This window comes from Cardiobacterium sp. (genome assembly GCF_057314735.1).
The window spans coordinates 76,406-99,940 of the sequence record NZ_DBHKZK010000039.1; the positions used below are offsets into that span (position 1 = coordinate 76,406).

Annotated in this window: 20 protein-coding genes and 2 pseudogenes; 11 read left to right on the forward strand and 11 right to left on the reverse strand. The window is 61.5% G+C overall.

Annotation, left to right across the window (positions count from 1 at the left end; all coding sequences use genetic code 11):
* Nucleotide 1: 1 nt before the first annotated feature.
* The 6 genes from mlaE to leuA form a co-directional block, all read right to left on the reverse strand.
* Nucleotides 2-793, reverse strand: a complete 792-nt coding sequence (gene mlaE / locus ACO54Z_RS04795; RefSeq protein WP_485995990.1) for a lipid asymmetry maintenance ABC transporter permease subunit MlaE — start codon at nucleotides 791-793, stop codon at nucleotides 2-4.
* On the reverse strand, nucleotides 790-1,596 hold the full coding sequence (locus ACO54Z_RS04800) for an ABC transporter ATP-binding protein (protein WP_485995991.1): 807 nt from the start codon (nucleotides 1,594-1,596) through the stop codon (nucleotides 790-792). Before ACO54Z_RS04800 ends, mlaE begins: the two co-directional genes overlap by 4 nt.
* The gene (locus ACO54Z_RS04805; protein WP_485996010.1) at nucleotides 1,586-2,062 is read right to left on the reverse strand and encodes an EVE domain-containing protein; all 477 of its coding nucleotides are present in this window, start codon (nucleotides 2,060-2,062) and stop codon (nucleotides 1,586-1,588) included. Before ACO54Z_RS04805 ends, ACO54Z_RS04800 begins: the two co-directional genes overlap by 11 nt.
* Before the next feature lie 275 nt (nucleotides 2,063-2,337).
* Nucleotides 2,338-4,095, reverse strand: a complete 1,758-nt coding sequence (locus ACO54Z_RS04810; protein ID WP_485995992.1) for a peptidylprolyl isomerase — start codon at nucleotides 4,093-4,095, stop codon at nucleotides 2,338-2,340.
* A gap of 115 nt (nucleotides 4,096-4,210) precedes the next feature.
* Nucleotides 4,211-4,720, reverse strand: a complete 510-nt coding sequence (gene azu, locus ACO54Z_RS04815; protein ID WP_485995993.1) for an azurin — start codon at nucleotides 4,718-4,720, stop codon at nucleotides 4,211-4,213.
* A 124-nt stretch (nucleotides 4,721-4,844) separates the two neighbouring features.
* Nucleotides 4,845-6,491, reverse strand: coding sequence for a 2-isopropylmalate synthase (leuA, locus tag ACO54Z_RS04820; RefSeq protein WP_485995994.1), 1,647 nt, complete (start codon nucleotides 6,489-6,491; stop codon nucleotides 4,845-4,847).
* Nucleotides 6,492-6,606: 115 nt separating this feature from the next.
* On the opposite strand from leuA, the gene ACO54Z_RS04825 reads away from it, so the two are divergent.
* From ACO54Z_RS04825 to mfd, 7 genes are all read left to right on the forward strand, one after another.
* Complete coding sequence (locus ACO54Z_RS04825; RefSeq protein ID WP_485995995.1) at nucleotides 6,607-7,080, forward strand: Lrp/AsnC family transcriptional regulator; 474 nt, start codon at nucleotides 6,607-6,609, stop codon at nucleotides 7,078-7,080.
* 72 nt (nucleotides 7,081-7,152) lie between these two features.
* Complete coding sequence (locus tag ACO54Z_RS04830; protein ID WP_485995996.1) at nucleotides 7,153-7,743, forward strand: class I SAM-dependent methyltransferase; 591 nt, start codon at nucleotides 7,153-7,155, stop codon at nucleotides 7,741-7,743.
* A 19-nt stretch (nucleotides 7,744-7,762) separates the two neighbouring features.
* A complete protein-coding gene (locus ACO54Z_RS04835) occupies nucleotides 7,763-8,212 on the forward strand; it encodes a Fur family transcriptional regulator (RefSeq protein ID WP_485995997.1) in 450 nt (149 codons plus the stop codon).
* 112 nt (nucleotides 8,213-8,324) lie between these two features.
* Nucleotides 8,325-9,426 (forward strand): peptide chain release factor 2 gene (gene prfB, locus ACO54Z_RS04840; RefSeq protein ID WP_485995998.1). Its coding sequence is split into 2 segments (ribosomal slippage): nucleotides 8,325-8,396 and nucleotides 8,398-9,426, totalling 1,101 coding nucleotides; the frame shifts between segments, so codons are not numbered across the junction.
* Nucleotides 9,423-10,916 (forward strand): lysine--tRNA ligase, encoded by a 1,494-nt coding sequence (gene lysS, locus ACO54Z_RS04845; protein WP_485995999.1) that lies wholly within the window; start codon nucleotides 9,423-9,425, stop codon nucleotides 10,914-10,916. Before prfB ends, lysS begins: the two co-directional genes overlap by 4 nt.
* A 14-nt stretch (nucleotides 10,917-10,930) precedes the next feature.
* Entirely contained in the window at nucleotides 10,931-11,833 is a 903-nt protein-coding gene (locus ACO54Z_RS04850) for a L,D-transpeptidase family protein (protein WP_485996000.1), read from the forward strand.
* A 63-nt stretch (nucleotides 11,834-11,896) separates the two neighbouring features.
* Nucleotides 11,897-15,178 carry a transcription-repair coupling factor gene (gene mfd / locus ACO54Z_RS04855; protein WP_485996001.1) on the forward strand — a complete coding sequence of 1,094 codons (3,282 nt, stop codon included), beginning with the start codon at nucleotides 11,897-11,899 and terminating at the stop codon, nucleotides 15,176-15,178.
* 222 nt (nucleotides 15,179-15,400) lie between these two features.
* Here mfd and ACO54Z_RS04860 read toward each other — a convergent pair whose 3' ends face one another.
* Nucleotides 15,401-16,771 (reverse strand): Na+/H+ antiporter family protein, encoded by a 1,371-nt coding sequence (locus tag ACO54Z_RS04860; RefSeq protein WP_485996002.1) that lies wholly within the window; start codon nucleotides 16,769-16,771, stop codon nucleotides 15,401-15,403.
* 237 nt (nucleotides 16,772-17,008) lie between these two features.
* Here ACO54Z_RS04860 and ACO54Z_RS04865 point away from each other — a divergent pair, with 237 nt between their 5' ends.
* Genes ACO54Z_RS04865 through ACO54Z_RS04875 form a run of 3 tightly spaced genes read left to right on the forward strand, consistent with a single transcriptional unit; the run spans nucleotide 17,009 to nucleotide 20,007 of the window.
* Nucleotides 17,009-18,784, forward strand: coding sequence for a bifunctional chorismate-binding protein/class IV aminotransferase (locus tag ACO54Z_RS04865; RefSeq protein ID WP_485996003.1), 1,776 nt, complete (start codon nucleotides 17,009-17,011; stop codon nucleotides 18,782-18,784).
* A 2-nt stretch (nucleotides 18,785-18,786) separates the two neighbouring features.
* On the forward strand, nucleotides 18,787-19,566 hold the full coding sequence (locus ACO54Z_RS04870) for a helix-turn-helix transcriptional regulator (RefSeq protein WP_485996004.1): 780 nt from the start codon (nucleotides 18,787-18,789) through the stop codon (nucleotides 19,564-19,566).
* A 60-nt stretch (nucleotides 19,567-19,626) separates the two neighbouring features.
* Nucleotides 19,627-20,007: a VOC family protein gene (locus tag ACO54Z_RS04875; protein WP_485996005.1), complete on the forward strand. Its 381-nt coding sequence runs from the start codon at nucleotides 19,627-19,629 to the stop codon at nucleotides 20,005-20,007.
* A 57-nt stretch (nucleotides 20,008-20,064) separates the two neighbouring features.
* Here the strand turns inward: ACO54Z_RS04875 and ACO54Z_RS04880 are convergent, their stop codons facing one another.
* On the reverse strand, nucleotides 20,065-20,502 hold the full coding sequence (locus ACO54Z_RS04880; RefSeq protein ID WP_485996006.1) for a helix-turn-helix domain-containing protein: 438 nt from the start codon (nucleotides 20,500-20,502) through the stop codon (nucleotides 20,065-20,067).
* Nucleotides 20,499-20,723: pseudogene (locus ACO54Z_RS04885) on the reverse strand (hypothetical protein). The gene ACO54Z_RS04880 and the pseudogene ACO54Z_RS04885 overlap by 4 nt, the downstream one beginning before the upstream one ends.
* Before the next feature lie 53 nt (nucleotides 20,724-20,776).
* Here ACO54Z_RS04885 and ACO54Z_RS04890 point away from each other — a divergent pair.
* Nucleotides 20,777-21,567 (forward strand): annotated as a pseudogene (locus tag ACO54Z_RS04890) (IS5 family transposase).
* Nucleotides 21,568-21,708: 141 nt separating this feature from the next.
* Here the strand turns inward: ACO54Z_RS04890 and ACO54Z_RS04895 are convergent.
* Nucleotides 21,709-23,031, reverse strand: coding sequence for an MFS transporter (locus tag ACO54Z_RS04895; RefSeq protein ID WP_485996007.1), 1,323 nt, complete (start codon nucleotides 23,029-23,031; stop codon nucleotides 21,709-21,711).
* Between the two features lie 145 nt (nucleotides 23,032-23,176).
* Nucleotides 23,177-23,535 (reverse strand): transposase (locus ACO54Z_RS04900; RefSeq protein WP_485996008.1); only part of this gene is annotated, 359 nt, incomplete at its 5' end.

The following is a 23,535-nucleotide window of genomic DNA, read 5'->3' on the forward strand; positions in this document are numbered from 1 at the left end:
ATCAACCTCCAAACAACATCGCGGTCAAAACAAAATTGAGGCCGAGGACGGCGAGCGAAGACATCACCACCGTCGTCGTCGTTGCCCGCGACATCCCGCTCGCGGTCGGCAGGCAACTGAAACCCTGATACACGGCAATCGCCGCGCACACCCAGCCGAAAACCAGACTTTTCAACAGCATCCCGCGTACGACATCGCTCCCGAAATCGACGCTGTTCTGCATTCCCGACCAAAAAACACCGTCATCGAGGCCGAGATAGACCACCCCGACCAGATGCGCGCCGATGATAGCGATGGCGACGAACAAAACCGTCAGCAGCGGCAGGGCGAACCAGGCGCCCAAAAAGCGCGGCACGCCGACCTGCGCCAGCGGCTCAATCGCCATCATCTCCATCGCCGCGAGCTGCTCGGTCGTCTTCATCAAACCGACCTCGGCGGTAATCGCCGACCCGGCGCGCCCGGCAAAGAGCAGCGCGCTCACCACCGGCCCCAGCTCACGCAACAGCGACAGCGCCACCATCGTGCCGAGCGACTGCTCTGCGCCGAAACGCACCATCGTCGTATAAGCCTGAAACGACAGCACCATGCCGACGAACAGCCCGGCAACCAAAATAATCGGCAGCGACAACACGCCCGCCGCATACGTCGCACGCAGCGTCAAGAGCGGCTTGCGCAACAAAATCGCCACATGACGCATTAGCGCCAGCGCGAACAACGAAAAATTGCCCAAAGCAGCGAGACAGGCGACCGTCGCCGCCCCTACCGCCGCCAACATATTGATAACCGCCTTCATCGCATCCGCTCCAGCAAACCCTGCGCATAATCGGCGGCCGGAAAATGAAACGCCACCGGGCCGTCCGCCTCGGCGTGCATAAACTGATGCACCAGCGGGTCAGAACTCGCATACAGCGCCGCCGGAGCGCCGTTGGCAATCAACTTGCCGCCGGAAAACAGCAGCACGCGGTCGGCAATCTTGCTCACCTCGGCAACATCATGCGACACCACAAAACTGGTCATGCGCAGGCCGTCATTCAAATCGCGCACCAGCCGCGTCAGCACACCAAGCGAAATCGGATCCTGCCCGGTGAACGGCTCGTCATAAATCATCAACTCCGGGTCAAAGGCAATCGCCCGCGCCAGCGCCACCCGCCGCGCCATGCCGCCGGACAACTCCGCCGGCATCAACGCCGCCGCGCCGCGCAGACCGACGCGCTGCAACTTCATCAGCGCCACCGCCTCAATCAGGCGGCGGTCCAGCCGCGTCTTCTCGCGCAGCGGAAACGCGACATTCTCCGCCACCGACATATCCGAAAACAGCGCGCCGGACTGGAACAACATACTCATCCGCCGCCGCAACCGCATCAACGCCGCGCGCGACAACTGCGGCACCTGCTCGCCCAGCACCTCGACCGTGCCCGCATCCGGGCGCAACTGCCCGGTCAAAAGGCGCATCAGCGTCGTCTTGCCGGTGCCGGATGGCCCCATCACCGCGACCACCTCGCCGCGCGCAATTTCAAAACTCACATCGTCAAAAATCTTGCGGCTGCCGCGCGCAAACGACAAATGCGCGACCCGCACCACATAATCAGTTGCCATCAAAAGCCTCCCCGGCCAGCGCCAGCACCGCCTGCCACTCGGCGGGCGACACCGGCGACACCGACAAACGGCTGCCCTTGCGCACCACCTCCATCCCGGCTAGCGCGGGAGCTTCCCGCAACAACGTCAGCGGCAAAATCGCCGCAAACGCACGGACAAACTGCACGATGACCAAATCCCAGCGCGGCGCATCCACCGACGCCTTCGCGTCAAAATAACGGCTTTCCGGGTCAAACTGCGTCGGGTCAGGCCGCGCCTCGCCGACGATTTCCACCACACCGACAATGCCGGAAGGCTTGGCGTTCGAGTGATAAAAAAACGCCTGGTCGCCGGTGCGCATCTGCCGCATAAAATTGCGCGCCTGAAAATTGCGCACACCGTCCCACGGCTCGCGCTGCTGCGGGCGGGCGCGCAAATCATCGAGCGAAAAATTGCCCGGCTCGGACTTCAACAACCAATAATTCATGAACCAAGAGGGTGAAAAAAGAAGGCGCGCATCATACCGACAAAGGTGCTGGTATGCCAATGGCAAAGCCCCTCACGGGGAGGGGCTGTTTGCATTTAGCGGTGAGGCTTTCCCGGCTAGGCTAGGCGCAGTCGACTGGAACAGCTCGCACCGCGACAAGTTATTGCTCGCGCCGAGAGAGAGACCCAACAAATCGAATGCTGAACAATCTTCCGTTATTGGGTTAGGCGCTAACCCAACCTATCAAAGGTTTACGGCTGAATTGTAAACGGCTCTTAGCGTTGCAGCGCGTCTTCATTCACCTTGATTTTTGCCTGGCGGTAGAGCCAGGCGCCGATGTTGGCGTAGGTGCCAGTCAGTTGCTGCATTTGCCATTGTTGGCTGAGGTTTTGGCGCACGTTGTCGGGCAGTTTGGCCGGGTCGCCGTCGGCAACGCTGTCGAGGCGGGCGACGAGCAGGTTGCCATCCGGGGTGTCGAGGGTGGTGAGGCGTTCGCTGTGGTTGTAGAGTTCGAGCACGAGCGGGTTATTGGTGTCGTAGCGGCTGGCCGGGGCGACGGTTTCGGTGGTCGCCTGGTATTCGCTGGCGAGTGCGGCGGCTTTGTCCGCGCTTTCGCCCAGTGCTTTTTTCAGCGCCTCGCCGCGTTCGTGCAGGGTGGCGTCGGCCTGCTCGTTGCGGTAATCGGTCTCTACTTGGGCGCGCACCTCGGCAAACGGGCGCGGCTGCGGTTTTTCGCGGTGGGTGATGGTGAAGAACAGGGTGCGCTGCGGTGCGATTTCGACCGGCTCGCCGGTTTTGTTGTCGGCGAGTGCCTTGGCGCCAAAGAGTTGCTCTTGCAGGGCGGGGTTGTGCAGCCAGTCGGTGTTGTCGCTCGCGGCGGTGATGCCGCTCAGGGTTTCGGTTTTGCCGCCGGTGATTTGGGTGATGGTACTGAGCGGTTTGCCGCTTTGTGCGGCGTCAAAGGCCTGGTTGGCGTGGTCGTTGTAGGCGGTTTCGTTTTCGGCGGCGGCGAGGCGGCGCAGTTCGTCGTCGCTGCGGTTGCCGCTGTCGATGGTGCCGAGTTCGACGAGGATGTTGCCGTATTCGCTGTTGATGACGGGCGAGGTGTCGCCGGTTTTTTCGAGGGCAAACAGCGCTTCGTCCACTTCGGGACTGACGCCTTTGCCTTTGGCGTTGGGCGAGAGTTCGCCGGTTTGGCCAGCGAGGGTTTTGTTTTCAACCGCCTGCCAGTAGTCGGCAAAGGTTTTTTCGCCCGCCTTGATGGTGGCGGCGGCGTCAGCGGCGGCTTTGGCGTCGTCGATGATGAGGTAGCGTCCGCCACGGCGTTCGCTGCTGCTGCGCGCCTTGGCGATTTGTTCGTCGCTCACCGGCAGGTCGGCGATGTCGTAGATGGTGTAGTTGATGTCCACGCTTTCCGGGGTGGCGTAGCGCTCGCCGTACGCTTCGTAGTATTTTTGCAGGTCGGCTTCGCTCACGCTGATGGCGGCGGCGATGGGCGCGCGCGGGAGGGTGTAGAGGGTGTAGCCGCGTTGTTGGGCGGCGCTTTGCAGGTAGTGCTGTTCGAGCGGGCTGTTGCCGTTGCCCGCTTGCAGCGCGGCGTAGTAGCCATTGATGCTTTGTTCGCGGCGGACGCTTTCCTGGAAGGTGTCGGCGCGCAGGCCGCGGCTGTTGAGGAATTGCTGGTAGGTTTTGTCGTCGCCGAATTGTTGTTTGATGATGCGGTAGAGGGCGCTGTCCGGCAGGCGGTAGCGGCTGTCCAGTGCGTGTTGTTCAAACAGGCTGCGTTCGATCAGGGCGCGCACGGTGCGCTGTTTGAGTTCGGTTTCGCTGAGGCCGGGGCTTTGTTGCTGGACGTCGCGGTAGGCGTTGTTGTAGGCGCTCAGCGGGATGTCCTGGCCGTTGACGGTGGCGACGGTCATGTCCGGGCCGTGGTTGAAGAAGGGAACGCCGATGAACAGCATACCGATACCGGCGATGATGACGAGCAGGTAGGTGATTCGGTTGGTTTTTTTTTCGCGGATGTCTTCGAGCATGGGAGCGGTTTTCCGTGGGATTGATGAAGGCGCGGATTGTATCGCCGCCGCCGCCAACTTGCCATACAGGCATGAAAAAAGCGCCCCTTGCGGAGCGCTTTTGGGCAGGTGCCGTTTATTCGACGACGACTTTTCCGCGCATCACGGCGTAGTGGCCGGGGAATGAGCAGAAGAAGTCGTAATCGCCACCGGCTTCGAGTTTGTCGGTCTTGAAGGTGACGCTGTCTTTTTCACCGCCGCCAACGACTTTGGTGTGGGCGATAACGCGCTCGTCACCGTCTTTGACGTAGTTGGTAGCGGCTGCGCCTGCACCTTCTTTGGCAACGGCATCAACGTCAGCGGTTTTGGTGATGACGACGTTGTGCCCCATCGCGGCAGCAGGCAGTTTGCCGATGTGATCGACTTCAACGGTAAATTCCGGGCAGCTTGCCTTGTTAATCTTGATTTCCTTGATGTCGAATTTCATCCCGTCATCGCCTTTAGCCACGGCCTTGCAGGCGCCGTCCGCAGCGGCTTCTGCCGGTTTGGCAGCGTCAGCGGCGGCAGCTTCGGCCGGTTTGGCGTCTTCGGCGAAGGCGGCAACGCTCATCAGGGCGACAATGGCAGGAATCATCAGTTTTTTCATGGGAGTACCTCTTGTGTTGTGGAAGGGAATTTCCGCGGCGCATGGTATGCGGGCGGCAGGCGAAAAGCAATGTGAAAGTTTCCTGATTGCAGGATTTTCACACGGCTTTCACATGGCGATTGGGTTATTGCGCCTGGCCGACGGCGACCAGCGTCGCGCGCAGCATCGCGCTGACGGTGTCCTGGCTGTAAGCGATGCCGGTGTGCAGGTGCTCGCCAATCATCAGTTGCACGTAGGCGACCGCCTGCGCGTCGGTGGATTTGCTCATTGCGTGTTCGGCGTAGTTGGCGACGCTGATGGTGAGGCCGGTGTGGCTTTGCAGGGCGTCGATGAAGGCGCTCATCGCGCCGTTGCCGTTGCCGCTGATGTTTACCGCGCGGCCGTGGTCGTGCAGGGTCGCTTCCAGATGGTCGTGTTGGCCTTGACGGCGCAGGGTGTAGTCGTCCAGATGCAGCGGGCTGTCGTGCAGGTAGCGCGCTTCAAAGAGGGCGATGATGTCCTGGCTGGTGAGTTCTTTTTGCGTGCGCTCGCTTTCATGCTGCACTTTTTGCGCGAAGTCGATTTGCAGCCAGCGCGGCACGTTCAGGCCGTGGTCGCGGGCGAGAATGTAGGCGACGCCGCCTTTACCGGACTGGCTGTTGATGCGCACCACGTCCTGATAGCTGCGGCCGATGTCGAGCGGGTCTATCGGCAGGTAGGCGATGTCCCAGATGCCGCCGCCGTCTTTTTCCAGCGATTTTTTGATGGCGTCTTGGTGCGAGCCGGAGAAGGCGGTGAAGACGAGTTCGCCGATGTAGGGATGGCGCGGGTGTACCGGCAGGTTGTTGCATTCGCTGACGATGTGGACGATGTCGTTCATGCGGCTGAAATCAAGGCCGGGATCAATGCCCTGCGAGTAGAGGTTCATGGCCATAATCATGATGTCCATGTTGCCAGTGCGTTCGCCGTTACCAAGCAGGGTGCCTTCAACGCGCTCCGCCCCCGCCATTACCGCAAGTTCGGAAGCTGCAACGGCGCAGCCCCGGTCGTTGTGGGTGTGGACGCTGATCACGACGTCTTTGCGGCAGGAGAGTTTGCGGCAGAAGTATTCGATTTGGTCAGCGTAGCAGTTCGGTGTGCAGGCTTCGACGGTATTCGGCAGGTTGAGGATGACTTTGCGCCCTGCCCACGGCTGCCAGATTTGGCAGACAGCTTCGCAAACGGCAACAGCAAAGTCGGGTTCAGTTTGCGAGAAGCTTTCCGGCGAGTATTCAAAAATCCATTCGCTATCCGGGTAACGCGCAGCCCGTTCTTGCAGCAGAGTCGCGCCCGCAACGGCGATAGCCGTAATGTCTTCTTTGCTTTTTTCATAGACTTTTTCCCGCTGTACGCGCGAGGTGGGGTTGTACAGGTGGACGATAGCGCGCTTGGCGCCGCGTAGGGACTCGAAGGTGCGGTCGATGAGGTGTTCGCGCGCTTGCACCAGCACTTGAATGGTGACGTCGTCCGGGATGTGGCCGCCTTCAATCAGCAGGCGGGTGAAGTCGTATTCGATTTGCGAGGCGGCGGGGAAGCCGATTTCGATTTCTTTGAAGCCGCAGGAGACCAGTAGCTTGAAAAAGCGCAGTTTTTGCTCGATGGTCATCGGGTCAATCAGCGCCTGGTTGCCGTCGCGCAAATCGACGCTGACCCAGACGGGCGCTTTGTCGATGATTTTATCCGGCCAGGTGCGGTCGGGCAGCTGCGGGGCGAAGGCGAAGGGGCGGTATTTGCGGTGGTCAAAGCGGCTCATGGTGGCTCCTGATAAATGGACTTGCGCATTATAGCTACGGTTTGTGCAAATTACCCGGCAAATACCGCGCGATTATGCAGTATAATGAGAGAAATTTACCAATTTGCACGCTTTTATGAGTGATATTCACCTGATGCTTGACGACACCGACAAGAAAATCCTGCGCATCCTCGCGGACGATGGCCGCATCAACAACCTGGCGCTGGCGGAGGCGATCAACCTCTCGCCCACCCCCTGCGCGCGCCGGGTGAAGCGGCTGGAAGAAGCCGGGATTATCGAAGGCTACCGCGCCATCATCAACCGCCGCGCGCTTGGCTACTCGCTCAGCGCCTTCATCGCCGTCACCCTCGACCACCACACGCCGGAGCGCTTTGCCGCCTTTGAAGAACAGGTGAGCAGCTTCCCGGAAGTCATCCGCATGAGCATCGTGACGGGGCGCGCCGAGGATTACCTGTTGCAGGTGCTGGTCAGCAATATGCAGGCGTTTGAAGAATTTCTGCTGGGCAAGCTGAACCGCATCCCCGGCGTGATTAACGTCCATTCCAGCTTTGAAATGCGCTGCGTTTTCGAGCGGCAACCGCAGCCGTAGCGCCTGTTCAATACAGCAGTTTGCGCGTATTATTCCCGGCAAATCAGACACAAAAAAGGAACCCGCTTGCTTATGGGCAACAAAAACAAACTGGGGCGTCTCGTGCAGGAAACCGCCGGATTTTCCTACGAATTTATCCGTCATCCGAAAAAAATGGGCAGCGTCATCCCCTCGTCGCGGATGCTGGCACGGGCGATGCGCCGCACCGCGCAGGATTACGGTGCGCCCGACAGCATCATCATCGAAGCGGGCGCGGGCACGGGCGCGATTACCCGCGAGCTGGTCGCCCATTTCCCCGCCGAACGCCTGCTGATTAACGAACTCAACCCGCGCCTGGCCCGCCGCCTGCGCGACCGCTTCCCCCACAACACCGTGCGCCGGGGCGGGGTGGAAGCGCTGGACGTGTGGACACAGCCCGCGCCGAAAACCATCGTCTCCTCACTGCCGTTCCGCTCGCTGCCGCCGGAGATTGGCGCAGAAATCGAGCGCGTCTTCTTCGCCGCGCTGCGCGAAAACCCGGCCAATGTCCTCGTCCAGTTCACCTACGGACAAAAATCGCCGCTGCACCTGCCGCCGGAATCGGACATCAGTGGCGAGCGCGTCACCTACGCCTGGCTCAACTTCCCGCCCGCGCGCATCTGGATTTACCGCTGCCGCAAATAGCCACCACCCCCGCCACCCCATGAACAAAAGACAAATCGCCAGCACCGTCGCCAAAGTCGAACAATATTGCATCAAACGCGGCGTGCGCCTCACTCCCATCCGCCGCCAGGTACTTGAGCTGTTGCTGACCTATCCCAACGTCGTCAAGGCTTACGAAATCCTCGACGAACTGAAAAAACAGCGCGAAAACGCCGCACCGCCGACCGTGTACCGCGCGCTGGACTTCTTCGTGGAAATCGGCGTGCTGCACCGCGCCGAATCGCTGAACGGCTTTGTCTTTTGCAGTCATTTTGACGAAGCGCACACCAGCGTCATCCTGAACTGCACCCACTGCGGCAAAACCGAAGAACTGGCGGCGCAGGAGCCAGTTGACATCCTGCTCGCCTTCTGCCGCGAGCGCGGCTTTGAAGTGCAGGAAGGGCCGCTGGTCTTGAGCGGCGAGTGCCGCGACTGCCAGCAGACCATCTGAAAAAACGCCTGCTTTTGCAGGCGTTACCTTTATATATGGCAAGCGTGGCGCGTTTCCATCCCCCTGCCGCCGCTATATAATGCCGCGCCCTTACTAACAGACTAATAAAACTATGGAACTCAACCTCACCTACGAACGCATCAAAGACCTGCAAGCGCGCGAAACCGCGCTTAGGGGGTATCTTTGACTACCCGCTGAAGGCCGAGCGCCTCGAAGAAGTCGAACGCGAGCTGGAGCGTCCCTCCATCTGGGACAACCCTGAAGAAGCGACCAAACTCGGCCAGGAACGCGCCTCGCTGGCAGGCGTCGTCCACGGCCTCGATGAAATCCGCCAGGGCCTGCAGGACGCCTTTGACCTTATCGAACTGGCCGAAGCCGAAAACGACGAAGCGACGGTAAATGCCGCACTGGAAGACGTCAGCCGCATCGAACGCCGCATTGAAGATTTGGAATTCCGCCGGATGTTCTCCGGCGAGCTTGACCCGAACAACGCCTTCCTTGACATCCAGGCCGGTTCCGGCGGTACCGAAGCGCAGGACTGGGCATCGATGCTGCTGCGGATGTATTTGCGCTGGGGCGAAGCGCGCGGTTTCAAGACCGAACTCATCGAAGAATCACCGGGCGACGTCGCCGGCATCAAGTCCGCCACCATCGAATTTACCGGCGAGTACGCCTACGGCTGGCTACGCACCGAAATCGGTGTGCACCGTCTGGTGCGCAAGTCGCCGTTTGATTCCGGCAACCGCCGCCACACCTCGTTTGCCGCCGTCTTCGTCTCGCCGGAAATTGACGACAACATCGAGATTGAAATCAACCCCGCCGATTTGCGCGTCGATGTTTACCGCGCGAGTGGCGCGGGCGGGCAGCACGTCAACCGTACCGAATCGGCGGTGCGCATCACCCACCTGCCGACCAACATCGTCGTGCAATCACAAAACAGCCGCAGCCAGCACGAAAACCGCAGCACCTGCATGAAGCAGTTGCGCGCCAAACTCTACGAACTGGAGCTCAGCAAACGCAGCGCCAGCGCACAAGCAATAGAAGACAGCAAATCCGACATCGGCTGGGGCAACCAAATCCGTTCCTACGTCCTCGACCAATCGCGCATCAAAGACCTGCGCACCGGCTACGAAACCAGCAACACCCAGGCCGTCCTTGACGGCGGACTCGATCCCTTCCTCCAGGCCAGCCTGAAACAAGGAGTAGAAGCATGACTACCCAACCGCAAGACGAAAACAAACTCATCGCCGAGCGCCGGCAAAAACTCGCCGCCATCCGCGCGCGTGGCGTCGCCTTCCCCAACCACGCCCGCCCCACCCACAAGGCCGCCGCGCTGCACGCCGCCTATGACGGCGTGGAAGATGCCGACCAACTCGCCGCCGCCGGCGAAATCCGCGTTGCCGGGCGGATGATGGGCAAGCGCGTCATGGGCAAGGCGAGCTTTACCGCCATCCAGGACGGTAGCGGCGCGCGCATCCAGCTCTATCTCAGCCGCGACGAACTGCCGGAAGGCCGCTACGCCGACTTCAAAACCTGGGACGTGGGCGACATCATCAGCGCGCGCGGCAAACTGTTCCGCACCCAGACCGGCGAGCTGACCATCCACGCCGACGACGTTGAGCTGCTGACCAAATCGCTGCGCCCGCTGCCGGAAAAATACCACGGCCTCTCCGACCAGGAAACGCGCTACCGCCAGCGCTACGTTGACCTCATCACCAACGAAGCGAGCCGCAACACCTTCATCACCCGCAACAAAATCGTGCGCTACATCCGCCACTTCTTTGAAGGCCGCGACTTCATGGAAGTGGAAACGCCGATGATGCACCCCATCCCCGGCGGCGCGACCGCCAAACCCTTCATCACCCACCATAACGCGCTCGATATGCCGCTTTACCTGCGCATCGCGCCGGAGCTGTACCTGAAGCGCCTCGTCGTCGGCGGCTTTGAACGCGTCTTTGAAATCAACCGCAGCTTCCGGAACGAAGGCGTCTCCACCCGGCACAACCCCGAATTCACCATGCTGGAGTTCTATCAGGCCTACGCCGACTACCGTGACCTGATGGACCTCACCGAAGCGCTCTTTCAGGGACTGGCGCGCGAAGTCCTCGGCAGCCCGCAAATTACCTATCAGGGCGTGGCCATTGACCTCGGCCAGCCGTTCGCACGCCTCGCCATGACCGACGCCATCCGCCAGTACGCGCCGCAGCACGCCGCGCTTCTCGATGACCCGGCCGCCCTCGCCGCCGTGCTGCGCGAGCAGTACAAACAAAAAGCCGATGCCAGCATGGCCATCGGCAGCCTGCACACCCTGCTCTTTGAAGAAGCCGTTGAACACCAACTGGTACAACCCACCTTCATCACCGCCTACCCGTCGGTGGTCTCGCCGCTGGCACGCCGCAACGATGACACCCCGGACATCTGCGACCGCTTCGAACTCTTCATCGGCGGGCGCGAAGTCGCCAACGGCTTCTCCGAACTCAACGACGCCGAAGACCAGGCCGAACGCTTCCGCGCCCAGGCTGCCGCCTTCGACGCGGGCGACGACGAAGCCATGCACTACGACGCCGACTACATCCGCGCCCTCGAATACGGAATGCCGCCGACCGCTGGCGAAGGCATCGGCATTGACCGCCTCGTCATGCTCCTCACCGACGCGCCCTCCATCCGCGACGTCCTCCTCTTCCCGCATATGCGCCCCGAATAAAACGGAGACCAACCATGCAACTGCACAAAATCGCCGCCCTCGCCGCCGCCCTCCTCGCCGCAAGCGCGCAGGCCGAAAAATACCAACTGCCGCCCGCCGACATCAGCGTCGTCGGCCAGGTCCAACAAATCAGCGCGCGCCAGGGCGAAACCTTCTACGACATAGGCCGCGAATACGGCATCGGCTACGACGCGATGGAACACGCCAACCAGGGGCGCGACCCGCTCTACCTCAAAGAAGGCGAACAAGTCCTCTTGCCGACCCGCTTCATCCTGCCGGACGCGCCGCGCGAAGGCATCGTCATCAACCTGCCGGAAATGCGCCTCTACTACTACCCGCCGGGCGAAAACGCCGTTTACGTCTATGCCATCGGCATCGGCCGCGAAGGCTGGGGTACGCCGAAAGGCATCCTCAGCATCGCCGACAAACGCGCCAACCCGACCTGGACACCGCCCGCCTCCATCCGCGCCGAACACGCGGCCAACGGCGACCCGCTGCCCGCCGTCGTTCCCGCAGGACCCGACAACCCGCTGGGACTCTTCGCCATGCGCCTCTCCAACCCGTCCTACCTGCTGCACGGCACCAACAAACCCGAAGGCGTGGGAATGCGCGTCTCGCACGGCTGCATCCGCCTCTACCCCGAAGGCATCGAAGAACTGTTCGGCATGGTCGCCGTCGGCACCAAAGTAAACATCGTCAATCAGCCGATGAAAGTCGGCTGGTTCGGCGACAGTATGTACCTCGAATTCCACGCGCCGCTGGGCGAAGACGCACGCACGCTGGAGCAGAACCTCGCCGAAGCCCGCGACACCGTACACCGCAGCATCGAAAGCCGCGGCCTGCAAGTCTCAAACGACCTGATTGACGCCGTGGTACGCGAAGAAAGCGGGATGCCGGTCGAAGTCGCCTACCGCTGACCAACCCGCCGCCAAAAACGCCGCCTCTGCGGCGTTTTTTACATAAAAACACCGCCTAACTCCATGAAACTCCCCTTCCTCCCCTACAACCTCGCCCGCCAACCCGACCACAAACACGTCCGCCTCCTCGTCGCCCCCGACGCGCGCACCGGCGAATACTGGTACGAAAACCTCAAATACTGGCTCGCCGACCCCGCCGCGCTTTACTGGTTCAGCGACTGGGAAACCCTGCCCTATGACCAGTACACGCCGCATCCCGACCTCGTTGCCGAACGCCTGCGCGTCTTGGCCGAACTGCCGACGCGCACCCACGGCACCGTTATCGCGAGCGCCGCCGCGCTGCGCCAGCGCCTCTGCCCGCAAACCCACCTCGACAAATACGGCATCTACCTTGCCGTCGGCGACCGCCTGGCGCGCGACGCCCTCATCCAGCGCCTCAATGACGCGGGCTATCAGCGCAGCGCGCACCACATCAGCGGCAAAGGCGAATACGCCGCGCGCGGCAACATCGTCGATCTCTACCCGATGAACGCCGCCGACCCCATCCGCCTCGAATGGTTCGACGACACCATCGACAGCATCCGCACCTTCGCCGTCGCCGACCAGCGCACCCTGGAAAAACTGGAGCGCATCAGCATCCTGCCGCGCAGCGAGCTGGATCTCTCCGACGCTGGCCGCACCTGCTACCGCCAGAACGCCCGCCTGCACTACGGCGAAAAAATCACGAACAGCCCGCTCTACCAACAAATCAGCGACGGCCAGACGCCGCAAGGCCTCGAATACTACCTGCCGCTGTTTTACGACGACACCGCGACCCTGTTTGACTACCTCCCCAAAAACAGCCAAATCCTCACCTGCGACGAACTGCCCGCGCTGCTGGAGCAACACGCCAACTGGTGCGAACAGCGCTATCAGCGCACCAACCCGCTGCGGGAAAACCGCCTGCTGCCGCCGGACGCCCTCTGGCTGACGCCCGCCGACACCCTCGCCCGCCTCGCCGCGCTGCCTTCCGTCCCCTACAAAGAATACGCCGCAGCCATCCCCTTCACGGGCGACGCGCGCGCGCGCGAACAATACTGGCAAGAAATCATCGACCAGGGCGGCGACCTCACCCTGCACTTTCCCAGCGAAGGCAGCCGCGAACAATGGCAGGAGCGCCTCGGCGCGCGCGGCCTCGGCCTCCGCCACACCGTCTCGCCCAACCGCGACAGCTTCCGCGACGGCGACGCCGTCCACCTCGCCGAAGCCGACCTGCACACCACCCCGGTCGCGCAAAACTACCGCCAGAGCCGCAGCCGCGACCCCGCCGCCCTCATCCGCAGCCTGCAAGACTTGAGCCCCGGCACCGCCGTCGTCCACGCCGACTTCGGCGTTGGCCGCTATCAGGGACTGGAAAAACTCGAAGCAGACGGCGACGAACTCATCGCCATCACCTACGCCAAAGGCGCCAAACTCTACGTTCCCACCGCCGACATCGACCTCATCACCCGCTACGGCGGCAGCGACCCCGACAGCGCGCCGCTGCACGAACTCGGCGGCAAAAGCTGGCAGACCGCGCGGCGCAAAATCCGCGCCAGCCTGCACGATACCGCCGCCGAACTGCTCGCCCTCTACGCCAAACGCGAAGCCACCGCCGGCATCACCATCGCCCACGACCCCGCCGCCCAAGCCGCCCTCGCCGCCGAATTCCCCTTCGCCACCACCCCCGACCAACAGGCGGCCATCGACGCGGTGCTGGCCGACCTCGCCCGGTCACAGCCGATGGACCGCATCATCTGCGGCGACGTCGGCTTTGGCAAAACCGAAGTAGCAGTGCGCGCCATCCACGCCGCCGCCAGCGCGGGCTACCAAATCGCCCTCATCGCGCCGACGACACTTCTCGCCGAGCAGCACTACCACAACCTGCAAGACCGCTTCGCCAACCACCCGCTCACCATCGACAGCCTCAGCCGCTTCAAAAGCGCGGCCGACGCCAAACGCGCGATAGAGCGCCTGAAAGCGGGCGGCACCGACCTCATCATCGGCACCCACCGCCTCTTGCAAAAAGACATCGCCTTCAAAAACCTCGGCCTCGTCATCATCGACGAAGAACAACGCTTCGGCGTGCGCCACAAAGAAAAACTGAAAAGCCTCAGAAGCGACACCAACCTGCTCACCCTCACCGCCACCCCCATCCCGCGCACCCTGAACCTCGCCCTCAGCGGCCTGCGCGACATCAGCATTATCGCCACCCCGCCCGCCGGACGACAAAACATCCAGACCATCCTCGCCGAATGGGACATCGACACCATCCGCGACGCCTGCGAACGCGAGCATCGCCGGGGCGGCCAGACCTACATCCTCCATAACGACATCGACAGCATCGAGCGCATCGCCCGCCTCTTGCAAGACGCCCTGCCGGAGCAGCGCATCGCCATCGGCCACGGGCAAATGCGCGAGCGCGAACTCGAACACCTGATGCAAAACTTCCAGAACCGCCACTACGACATCCTCATCGCCACCACCATCATTGAGTCGGGCATCGACATCCCCAACGCCAACACCATCATCATCAACCGCGCCGACAAACTCGGCCTGTCGCAACTGCACCAACTGCGCGGCCGCGTTGGCCGCAGCCACCACCAGGCGTATGCCTACCTCATCACCCCCCACTGGAACACCCTCGGCAAAGACCCGCAGCGGCGGCTCGAAGCCTTCACCACCCTTGACAGCCTTGGCGCGGGATTTCTGCTGGCGAGCCAGGACCTGGAAATCCGTGGCGCGGGCGAAATCCTCGGCGACGAACAAAGCGGGCAAATCCAGCAAATCGGCATCAGCTACTACCTTGACCTGCTGGAGCGCAGCATCGCCGCGCTGAAAAACGGCCAGACCGCCGACCTTGACCCGCCGCGCAGCACCATCGAACTGGGCGTCCCCGCGCTCCTGCCCGACGACTACATCTACGACCCGCAAGAGCGCCTCGTCCTCTACCAGCGCCTCGCACAAACCAAAACCGAAGCCGAACTGCAAGACCTTGCCGCCGAACTCATCGACCGCTTCGGCAAACTGCCCGCGCCCGCCAAAGCCCTCATCGCCCGCACCCGCCTCAAACAGCGCGCCGAACCACTTGCCGTTGAGCACATCAGCATGAGCGAACGCGAAACCCGCATCCGCTTCGCCGACCCGACGCGCATCAACCCCGAACCGCTGCTGACCCGCATCCAGAACGACCCCGCCCACTACCGCTTAAACGGCAACACCGCCATCAGCCTGCACTACCCCGCCGCCAGCGAAAAAGAACCGGCAGCGGATTGGGACAGCCGCCTCGCCGAGCTCGAAGCGCTGCTAACCGAAATCGCGCCATAACCCTACCCTAAGCGCTGTTTACAATTGGCCATAACATGATGATTTCATTCGCAGGTTTGGTTAAGGCCTGTTTACCATTCAGCGTAAACACGCCCAAGCCAATGCGGTTGCGTGGCGACGATTTTGTGAGCTACATCATTGGTTTGTGGGGTGTGTGCCGCAGGCACGCACCGCCCACCAAAAACGCCGCTTGATGCGGCGTTTTCCTTGTTCCTCAAATCATCACAGCACCAGCGCCGCAATCCAGCCCGCGAGCAGCAGCGGGATGTTGTAGTGGATGAAGGTCGGGATGACCGTATCCTTGATGTGGTTGTGCTGACCGTCGGCATTGAAGCCCATCGTCGGGCCGAGGGTGGAATCGGAGGCGGGTGAGCCGGCATCACCGAGTGCGCCGGCGGTGCCAATGAGGGCGACGGTGGCGAGCGGTGAGAAGCCCATGTGTACGCAAATCGGCACATAGATGGCGGCGATAATCGGCAGGGTGGAGAAAGAGCTGCCGATGCCCATCGTCACCAGCAGGCCGACGACGAGCATGGCGAGCGAGACCAGCGCGCGGCTTTCGCCGAAGAAGGCGACGCTGTCTTTCACCAGCGGCTCAACCCCGCCGCTGGCGTTCATCACTTCCGCGAAGCCGTTGGCGGCAATCATGATGAAGGCGATCATGCTCATCATGCGGATGCCGCTGTTAAAGACAGTGTCGGCCTGTTGCCAGTGGATGACGTGCGTCACCATGAAGATGGCGAAGCCAATGAGACCTGCGAGGATGAGCGAGCCGGTGTATTTCTGCGCGAGGAAGGCGGCGATGACGGCGACGAGGGCGACGCAAATGTGCAGCGGCTTAATTGGCACCTGTTCCGCCGCGCCTTCCACCGGCAAGTCCTGATAATCGCGCGGTTTGCGGTAGCTGTAGAAGATGGCGATGGCGAGCCCCGCCACCATGCCGAGCGCGGGAATGGCCATCGCCTGGTAGATGTTCACCCCGGAGACGTCCATGCCGAACTTGGTGATGTTGCCGAGCAGGATTTTGTTCAAGAAGATGTCGCCGAAGCCATAGGGTACGAACATATAGGTGCAGACCAGGCCGAAGGTGACGGTGCAGGCGAGCAGGCGGCGGTCGAGCTTGAGGCGGTTCATCACCAGCAACAGCGGCGGCACCACCAGCGGGATGAAGGCGATGTGAATCGGCACGAGGTTCTGGCTCATGATGCTCATCGCCAAAAGCGCAATGATGAGCAGCCATTTGATGCCGCTGCCCTTGCCGTGCTTGGCGCGGCCAATGATGAGGTTCGCCATCGCCTGCGACAGGCCGGAATAGGAAATGGCGACGGCGAACGCGCCCAGCACCGCATACGACAGCGCGGTGGTGGTACCGGCGGCGATGCCTTCTTCAAAGACCTTGACCAGATATTTCAGCTTGAGCAGGCTGTCCGGTTCGGTGACGCCCGCGTCGGGGAAGGCGGCGAGGATGGTTTCCGCCGGGATGTCAGCGACCATGCCGCCGATGAAGGCGCTGATGATGAGACTGAAGACAACGTGGACGCGCGCCAGCGAGAGGATGAGCATCAGGCAGACGGCGAGGACAACGGGGTTCATGGTGAAGTTCTCCTGGTGAATGAAGCGGACGGGTGAGTGTAGCGGGATTTTTGCCGGATGACGGGATTTTTTGCCACGCGCGGGCAATAGCGCCACAAAAAAGCCACCCTCGCGGAGAGGAATACCCATGAGATAGCTATATAGCCATCCACCGAAAGTTTCAGACAAGGCGCGTTGTCGAAGACAGTACGCGGTTGTACGACAAGACAACGCAACACAGTATGAGGCTTTCGGCGGATGGCTATAATCAGCGCCCTCGCCACACCGCGCACGACCATGCCCTACCTCCTCCTTGACGACGCCCGCGCCGGGCGCGCCCGCCTTTACCGCGACCACATCCGCCGCGACACCCTTACTGCCGCCGACCTCGACCAGCTTGATGCCCTGCTCGCACGCGGTTGGGCGGACGGCCTGCACGCCGCGTTGCGCATCCCTTACGAATTTGGCGTTGCCCTGATGGAGCTCGCCGCCAGCGCGCCGCCACTCATCCTCGACTGGTACGCCCGCCTTGACCATCTGCACGGCGACGCCATCGACGCCTGGCTGCGCAGTCGGCACGACGGCGCCCCCGCCGGCCTACTCGACTTGTGCTTTGACACCGACCGCGCCGCCTACGCACGCACCATCGCCGCTATCCACGCACTCATCCGCGCCGGTAACACTTACCAAGTCAATTACACCCTGCGCGCCACCGCCGAGAGCTACGGCAATCCCGTCGCCCTTTATCAACGCCTGCGCGCGCTACAACCCGCGCCCTACGCCGCGCTCGCCTGGCATCCCGCCGACGGCCACACCCTCTGCCTCTCGCCCGAACTGTTCCTCGCCCGCGACAGCGACCACCTCCACACCCTGCCGATGAAAGGCACGGCGCGCGCTACGGGCGACATCGCAGCGGCAAAAGCGGCGCTCGCCCGCGACCCGAAAAACCGCGCCGAGAACACGATGATTGTTGATTTGCTGCGCAACGACCTCAGCAAAATCGCGCGCCCGCACGGCGTGAGCGTCAGCGACGCCTTCCACGTCGCCCAACACGGCGAAGTCCTGCAAATGACCAGCCGCGTCAATGCCCTGCTGCGCCCCGGCACCACGCACGCCGCCATCCTGCGCGCCACTTTTCCCTGCGGCTCGATTACCGGCGCGCCGAAACGCATCACCATGCAAACCATCGCCGCGCTGGAAACCAGCCCGCGCGACCTCTACACCGGCGCGCTCGGCTACATTGAGCCGGACAAAATGCGGCTGAACGTCGCCATCCGCACCCTGCAAATCACCGACGGCCACGCCCGCTTCGGCGTCGGCTCCGGCATCACCATCGACAGCGATGCCGACGACGAATACCGCGAATGCCAACTCAAGGCTGCCTTCCTCCGCCACCCGCCGGACATCGGCCTCATCGAAACCCTGCGCGTTGAAAATGGCGCGGCGCAACAGCTTGACGCGCATCTCGCCCGCCTTGCCGCAAGTGCCAATGCGTTAGGACTGCCCTGCGACGTTGCCGCAATTCGGGCGGCAGTCATGGCGCGCTGTGCGGACGCAGCCAGCGCCCACCGCCTAAAAATCACCCTACAACACGACGGCACGCCGCAACTCGAACTCGCGCCGCTTGACGCCATCGCCGGCGACGTTTTCGTCCTTGAACACCCAGCGCCGCTGCCCAACCGCGACCCGCTGCGCCGCCACAAAACGACGCACCGCGCCCACCTCGACCGCATTTGGCAAGCCGCCGTCGCAAGCGGCGCGTTCGACGCGCTGCTGTACAACGAAAGCGGCTACCTGCTTGAAGGCGCGCGCAGCAGCGTCTTTCTGCAAATTGACGGCGCCTGGCACACCCCGCCGCTCGCGCTGGACATCCTGCCCGGCATCGCCCGCGCCCGCATCTTGGCCGAACCGGCGCTGATTGGCGTAACACACATCACAGAAAGCAGCCTGACCCGTGCCGACGTCGCCCGCGCCACGCGCATCTGCCTCACCAACAGCCTGCGCGGCATCCTCACCGCCCGCCGGATTGCCTGACCATGCCCGCCCCCCTCGCTGACATCTGCGCCCACATCCGCGCCACCCTGCCCGATTGCACCCCGGCCAGCGTTGCCGCGCATTTCGCTATGAGCCGCTTCCACCTGAGCCGCCGCTTTCACCGCGAAACCGGCCTGCCGCTGCGCGACTACATCGCCGCGCTGAAAATCGAACACGGCATCGCCGCACTGGTCGCACAAAAGCCGGTTATCGACTCGCAACTCGACGCCGGACACGAAAGCGCGGCGACCTACAGCCACACCTTCCGCGCCGCGACCGGCATTGCCCCCGCCCATTACCGCGACAAAATCGCCGCCTACAGCGCCGCCCTTTCCGCCGAACTCGCCTGCCCGCAGCCGCGCGTCTTCGCGCACCACGCCTATTCACCGGCGCAGCATCCGCAAGCGCACCCGCTTACCGTGCGCATCTGCGGCGGCGAGACGCGCCACGCCGTCTTCGCCGGACTATTTCCCGCGCCCATCCCGCGCGGCCTGCCGGTATTGGGGCGAGCCCTCTTTCATTGCCGCGAATTTCGCATAGACGCCATCCCCGACGGCACCTACTACCTGCTTGCCTGCGAAATCCCGAAAAGCCGCAACCCACTGCGCTATTTCCGCCTCGATCACTGCCTGCGCGCGCTGCATCCCGCGCCCATCACCTTCCCGCTACCCGCCGCGACACACATCGACCTCGTCTTGCGCCCCTTCGCCGCGAGCGACCCGCCGATAACCGTCAACCTGCCGAAACTGCTCTACGACTTCCTGCGCCAGCGCAATCCATGACAAGCCGCGCCGCGCGGGCGGCGCTATCCTGTCGCTCCCTAATCAACAACAGGAGCTGATATGAAAAACCCCGCCAACTGGTTCACCCTTTACGTGCGCGACCTGGCGCGTGCCAAAGCCTTCTACGAAGCCGTTTTCCAGATTGCGCTGGAAGACCTGCCGGTTGAAGGCACTGATGCGCGCTATTGCAAGTTCCCCAGCGACCGCGACGCGCCCGGCTGCGGCGGCATGCTCTGCCACGACCCGCAGCAGCCGTTTACCCCCGGCAATAGCGTCCTCCTCTACTTCGGCTGCGACGACTGTGCGATTGAGGCGGCGCGCGCCGCGCAACACGGCGGCAAAGTGCTGATAGGCAAGACCGCCATCGGCAACGATTACGGCTTTGACGCGGTAATTGAAGACAGCGAAGGCAACCGCATCGGCCTGTATTCGCAGCGGTAAGGGTTTGCTTGGATATGAAAAAGCCACCCATCAGGGTGGCTTTTTTATGAGCGCGATTTAGACACGCGTGACATCTAGCTGGGTCTGCGCCAGCTGGCCATGCTGGTAAAGCCACGCGGCAACTTCCGGCCAGGAATAAAGCGCCGTGCTGCCGGTTACGCCATACATCAGCAGCGGAAAGGCTTTGCCGCGTTTGCCTTTGGCGTAGTTGGAGAGCGCCGCCCGTGTCAGCCCGGCGCGTGTTGCCATTTCTGCCAATGTAGCAATGCCGGATTCTTGCAGGATGAGATCGTGAAATCCGGCACGGTGAATGTCGGCAAACGCACTATGTACGGCGGTTTTGGCGTCTGCCGCTTCGCGGTCAAATTCCAGATAGAGGGTGCGATCGCGCCAGCACACCAGTGCGTCATCACATCCCGCTTCATAAAGGCGATCTTCGATATTGGTGCTGTCAGCGGCATCGCGAATGACGATGGTGAAGTGGTAGGTATTCATCTGTCCTCCCTGCATTCGTTTACTTTGCGGATGATTTGTTTGGCATGATTTTCGGGGTTTTTAGGCGTACACCAGATACTCATCTGGTGTTCGGTGTGGCCTTTGCGACATCGCAAACGGCAGAAAGCGTGTGCCGATTTGCCACTGGAGACGATTTCCCATCAGTGTTGCACGGCATATTCCAGCGCCGTCCGGATATGTTTGTCGGGATGCTTTTTCATGGCGTTATCTTAGAGCGTGTTCATTGTCTCAGCCTCTGCTGTAAACTATCGGCATGAACAGAAAAACCTACCCAAGCGATATCAGTCGCGAGCAATTTGCGCCTCTCCTTCCCCTGCTGGAAAGTGCCCGTAAACGCACAGCGCCACGCCAGGTGGACTTGTACGATGTCTCGTGCCATTTTCTATCTGCAACGCACTGGCTGCTCCTGGCGCGCTTTGCCGGGCGATTTCCCCAAATGGCGCACCGTGCATTCCTACTTCCAGAGATGGACCGAACCACGCGAGAGAGGCATCAGCATTCTTGAGGAAGCATTAAAAAAATCAGGTAGTTGCGGAGCGCCGCAAGCAGGGGCACCATGAAGCAACCACTTTCCTGATTATTGATGCGCAGAGTGTGAAGAACACGGATACCGCCATGGAAAAAGGCTACGATGCGGGCAAGAAGGTTAGCGGTATCAAGCGACATATAGCGGTTGACACGCAGGGTTTGCCGCATGCGCTTGCGGTAACGACGGCGGATATTACGGATAGAAAAGGCTGTCTGCTGGCATTGGAACGTGACAAGGATAATCTTGGGGCGGTACAAAAAGTCCTTGCTGACGGTGGTTACACGGGTAGGGCATTTGCTTCGTCGGTATAAGCGTTGATTGGTGCGGAGGTAGAGATTGCCAAACGAAACGAATTGCACCGTTTTGCAGTATTGCCGAAGCGATGGGTAGTAGAGCGCAGTTTTTCCTGGTTGGAAAAAAATAGGCGGCTTTGGAAAAACTGCGAGCGTAAGTTGAGTACCAGTCTGCAAATGGTAGCTTTGGCTTTCTTGGGAGTCCTGCTACGAAGACTGTGAACACGTTCTAAAGAAAGCGTTGCCCGTGCAGCGGTTTCTTTATGTGCCAAGCGTGATAAACACCGGTTTCCCGGGCGCCCGTCAAGCGGAATAAACACCGGCTTTGCAGTGATTACCAAAAATGGTACAAGCAGCGGCAACCTACCCCGCGCTGATTTCTTCCAGCGTCCGCCCTTTGGTTTCCTCGCCGAGGACGACAATCACCACGACCACCGCCGCCAGCACAAGGGCAAACATCACAAAAATCCGCGCGAAGCCCGCGCTGCTGCCGCTCATCCCCGCCACCACCAGCGGCGCGATAATGCCGCCGATACGGCCAATTGCACCGGCCCAGCCCGCGCCGAAAGCACGGCAACGCACCGGATAGAGTTCCGGCGTGTAGGTATAGAGCACACCCCAGGCACCGAGGTTAAAGAAGGACATCAGGCTGCCCCAAAGCATGATGCCGTTTGTACTCGTGCTGTGCCCGAAGCAGTAGGCACAGAGCGCGCAGGCGCCGAGAAAACCAGCGAGCGTTGCCTTGCGTCCGATAATTTCCACCAGCACGGCAGCGGCGAAGTAGCCGGGCAGTTGCGCAAGAATCATCACCAGCACGTAGCGGAAAGTTTTCACCACGACAAAGCCTTGTTCCGCCAGCAGTTTGGGCAGCCAGGTGAAAATACCGTAGTAAGAAAAAACGATGCCAAACCAGATCAGCCACAGCATCAGCGTGCGTCTGGCAAACGGCGCCTGCCACAGCTCAATAAGCCGGTTACGCGTTTTCGCCGGGGCGGACGGGGCGATAGCAGTCGCGGCAGGCGTCAGCCCCGCCTGGCTTTCGAGGCGGCAGAGCAGGGTGTGCGCTTCATCCAGACGGTTCGCCGCCAGTAAATAAGCCACGGATTCAGGCAGGCGTTTCCACACGGCGAAAGCATAGAACAGCGGCACGGCACCGGCGAAAAAAGCGCTACGCCAGCCGTAGTGCGGGATGAGGTAGTAGGAAACAAGGGCGGCGGCGAGCCAGCCCAATCCCCAGAAACTTTCCAGCAGGACGATGAAACGGCCACGCAGGCGGGGCGGTGCATATTCGCTCACCAGCGACACAGCGACCGGCAACTGCCCGCCGAGGCCGAAGCCGACCCAGAAGCGGCAGATAAGCAAAAACGGCAGATTGGGCGCCAGCGCGCAAAGACCGGTAGCAGCGCCATAGAGCACCATGGTGGCGGCGAAAACATTGCGGCGGCCGAAGCGATCGGCTGCCCAACCACTCAACACCGCGCCAAGCGCCATGCCGATGAAGCCGACGCTGACAATCCAGCCGGATTGCTGCGCGTCAAGCTGCCATTCACTTGCCAGGGTAACGAGGACAAAGGACACCATGCCGGTATCCATCGCATCGAATAGCCAACCCAGACCGATGAGACCGAGCAGGCGGAAATGGAAGCGGGATAGTGGCAAGGCGTGCAGCCGGCTGAGAATATCCATGAGGAACTCCTTGGGTTTAGTGTGTTTTTGCTGATAATGTGCATAAATTATAACACTGGCTGAATATTGCTGATGCTGCATGAGAACGTGGCGGTGAATGACAGGGTGGCAGTGGCCCTGTGGCTGGTGAGTAGTAAGAACGTGTTCACAGTCTTCGTAGCAGGACGCCCAAGAAAGCCAAAACGACCATTTGCAGACTGGTACTCAACTTACGCTCGCAGTTTTTCCAAAGTCGTCTGTTCTTTTCCAACCAGGAAAAACTGCGCTCGACTACCCATCGCTTCGGCAATACCGCAAAACGGTGCAATTCGTTTCGTTTGACAATCTCTACCTCCGCACCAATCAACTCCTGTACCGACGAAGCAAATGCCTTACCCGTGTAACCACCGTCAGCAAGGATTTTTTGTATCGCACCAAGATTATCCAGCTCGCGTTTTAGTGCCAAAAGACAACCTTTTCTATCCGTAACATCCGCCGTCGTTACCGCAAGGGCATGCGGCAAAC

Coding starts and splice junctions, on each gene's coding strand:
- mlaE (WP_485995990.1), bottom strand. CDS start 793: ATGAAGGCGGTTATCAATATGTTGGCGGCGGTAGGGGCGGCGACGGTC.
- ACO54Z_RS04800 (WP_485995991.1), bottom strand. CDS start 1,596: ATGGCAACTGATTATGTGGTGCGGGTCGCGCATTTGTCGTTTGCGCGC.
- ACO54Z_RS04805 (WP_485996010.1), bottom strand. CDS start 2,062: ATGAATTATTGGTTGTTGAAGTCCGAGCCGGGCAATTTTTCGCTCGAT.
- ACO54Z_RS04810 (WP_485995992.1), bottom strand. CDS start 4,095: ATGCTCGAAGACATCCGCGAAAAAAAAACCAACCGAATCACCTACCTG.
- azu (WP_485995993.1), bottom strand. CDS start 4,720: ATGAAAAAACTGATGATTCCTGCCATTGTCGCCCTGATGAGCGTTGCC.
- leuA (WP_485995994.1), bottom strand. CDS start 6,491: ATGAGCCGCTTTGACCACCGCAAATACCGCCCCTTCGCCTTCGCCCCG.
- ACO54Z_RS04825 (WP_485995995.1), top strand. CDS start 6,607: ATGAGTGATATTCACCTGATGCTTGACGACACCGACAAGAAAATCCTG.
- ACO54Z_RS04830 (WP_485995996.1), top strand. CDS start 7,153: ATGGGCAACAAAAACAAACTGGGGCGTCTCGTGCAGGAAACCGCCGGA.
- ACO54Z_RS04835 (WP_485995997.1), top strand. CDS start 7,763: ATGAACAAAAGACAAATCGCCAGCACCGTCGCCAAAGTCGAACAATAT.
- lysS (WP_485995999.1), top strand. CDS start 9,423: ATGACTACCCAACCGCAAGACGAAAACAAACTCATCGCCGAGCGCCGG.
- ACO54Z_RS04850 (WP_485996000.1), top strand. CDS start 10,931: ATGCAACTGCACAAAATCGCCGCCCTCGCCGCCGCCCTCCTCGCCGCA.
- mfd (WP_485996001.1), top strand. CDS start 11,897: ATGAAACTCCCCTTCCTCCCCTACAACCTCGCCCGCCAACCCGACCAC.
- ACO54Z_RS04860 (WP_485996002.1), bottom strand. CDS start 16,771: ATGAACCCCGTTGTCCTCGCCGTCTGCCTGATGCTCATCCTCTCGCTG.
- ACO54Z_RS04865 (WP_485996003.1), top strand. CDS start 17,009: ATGGCTATAATCAGCGCCCTCGCCACACCGCGCACGACCATGCCCTAC.
- ACO54Z_RS04870 (WP_485996004.1), top strand. CDS start 18,787: ATGCCCGCCCCCCTCGCTGACATCTGCGCCCACATCCGCGCCACCCTG.
- ACO54Z_RS04875 (WP_485996005.1), top strand. CDS start 19,627: ATGAAAAACCCCGCCAACTGGTTCACCCTTTACGTGCGCGACCTGGCG.
- ACO54Z_RS04880 (WP_485996006.1), bottom strand. CDS start 20,502: ATGAATACCTACCACTTCACCATCGTCATTCGCGATGCCGCTGACAGC.
- ACO54Z_RS04895 (WP_485996007.1), bottom strand. CDS start 23,031: ATGGATATTCTCAGCCGGCTGCACGCCTTGCCACTATCCCGCTTCCAT.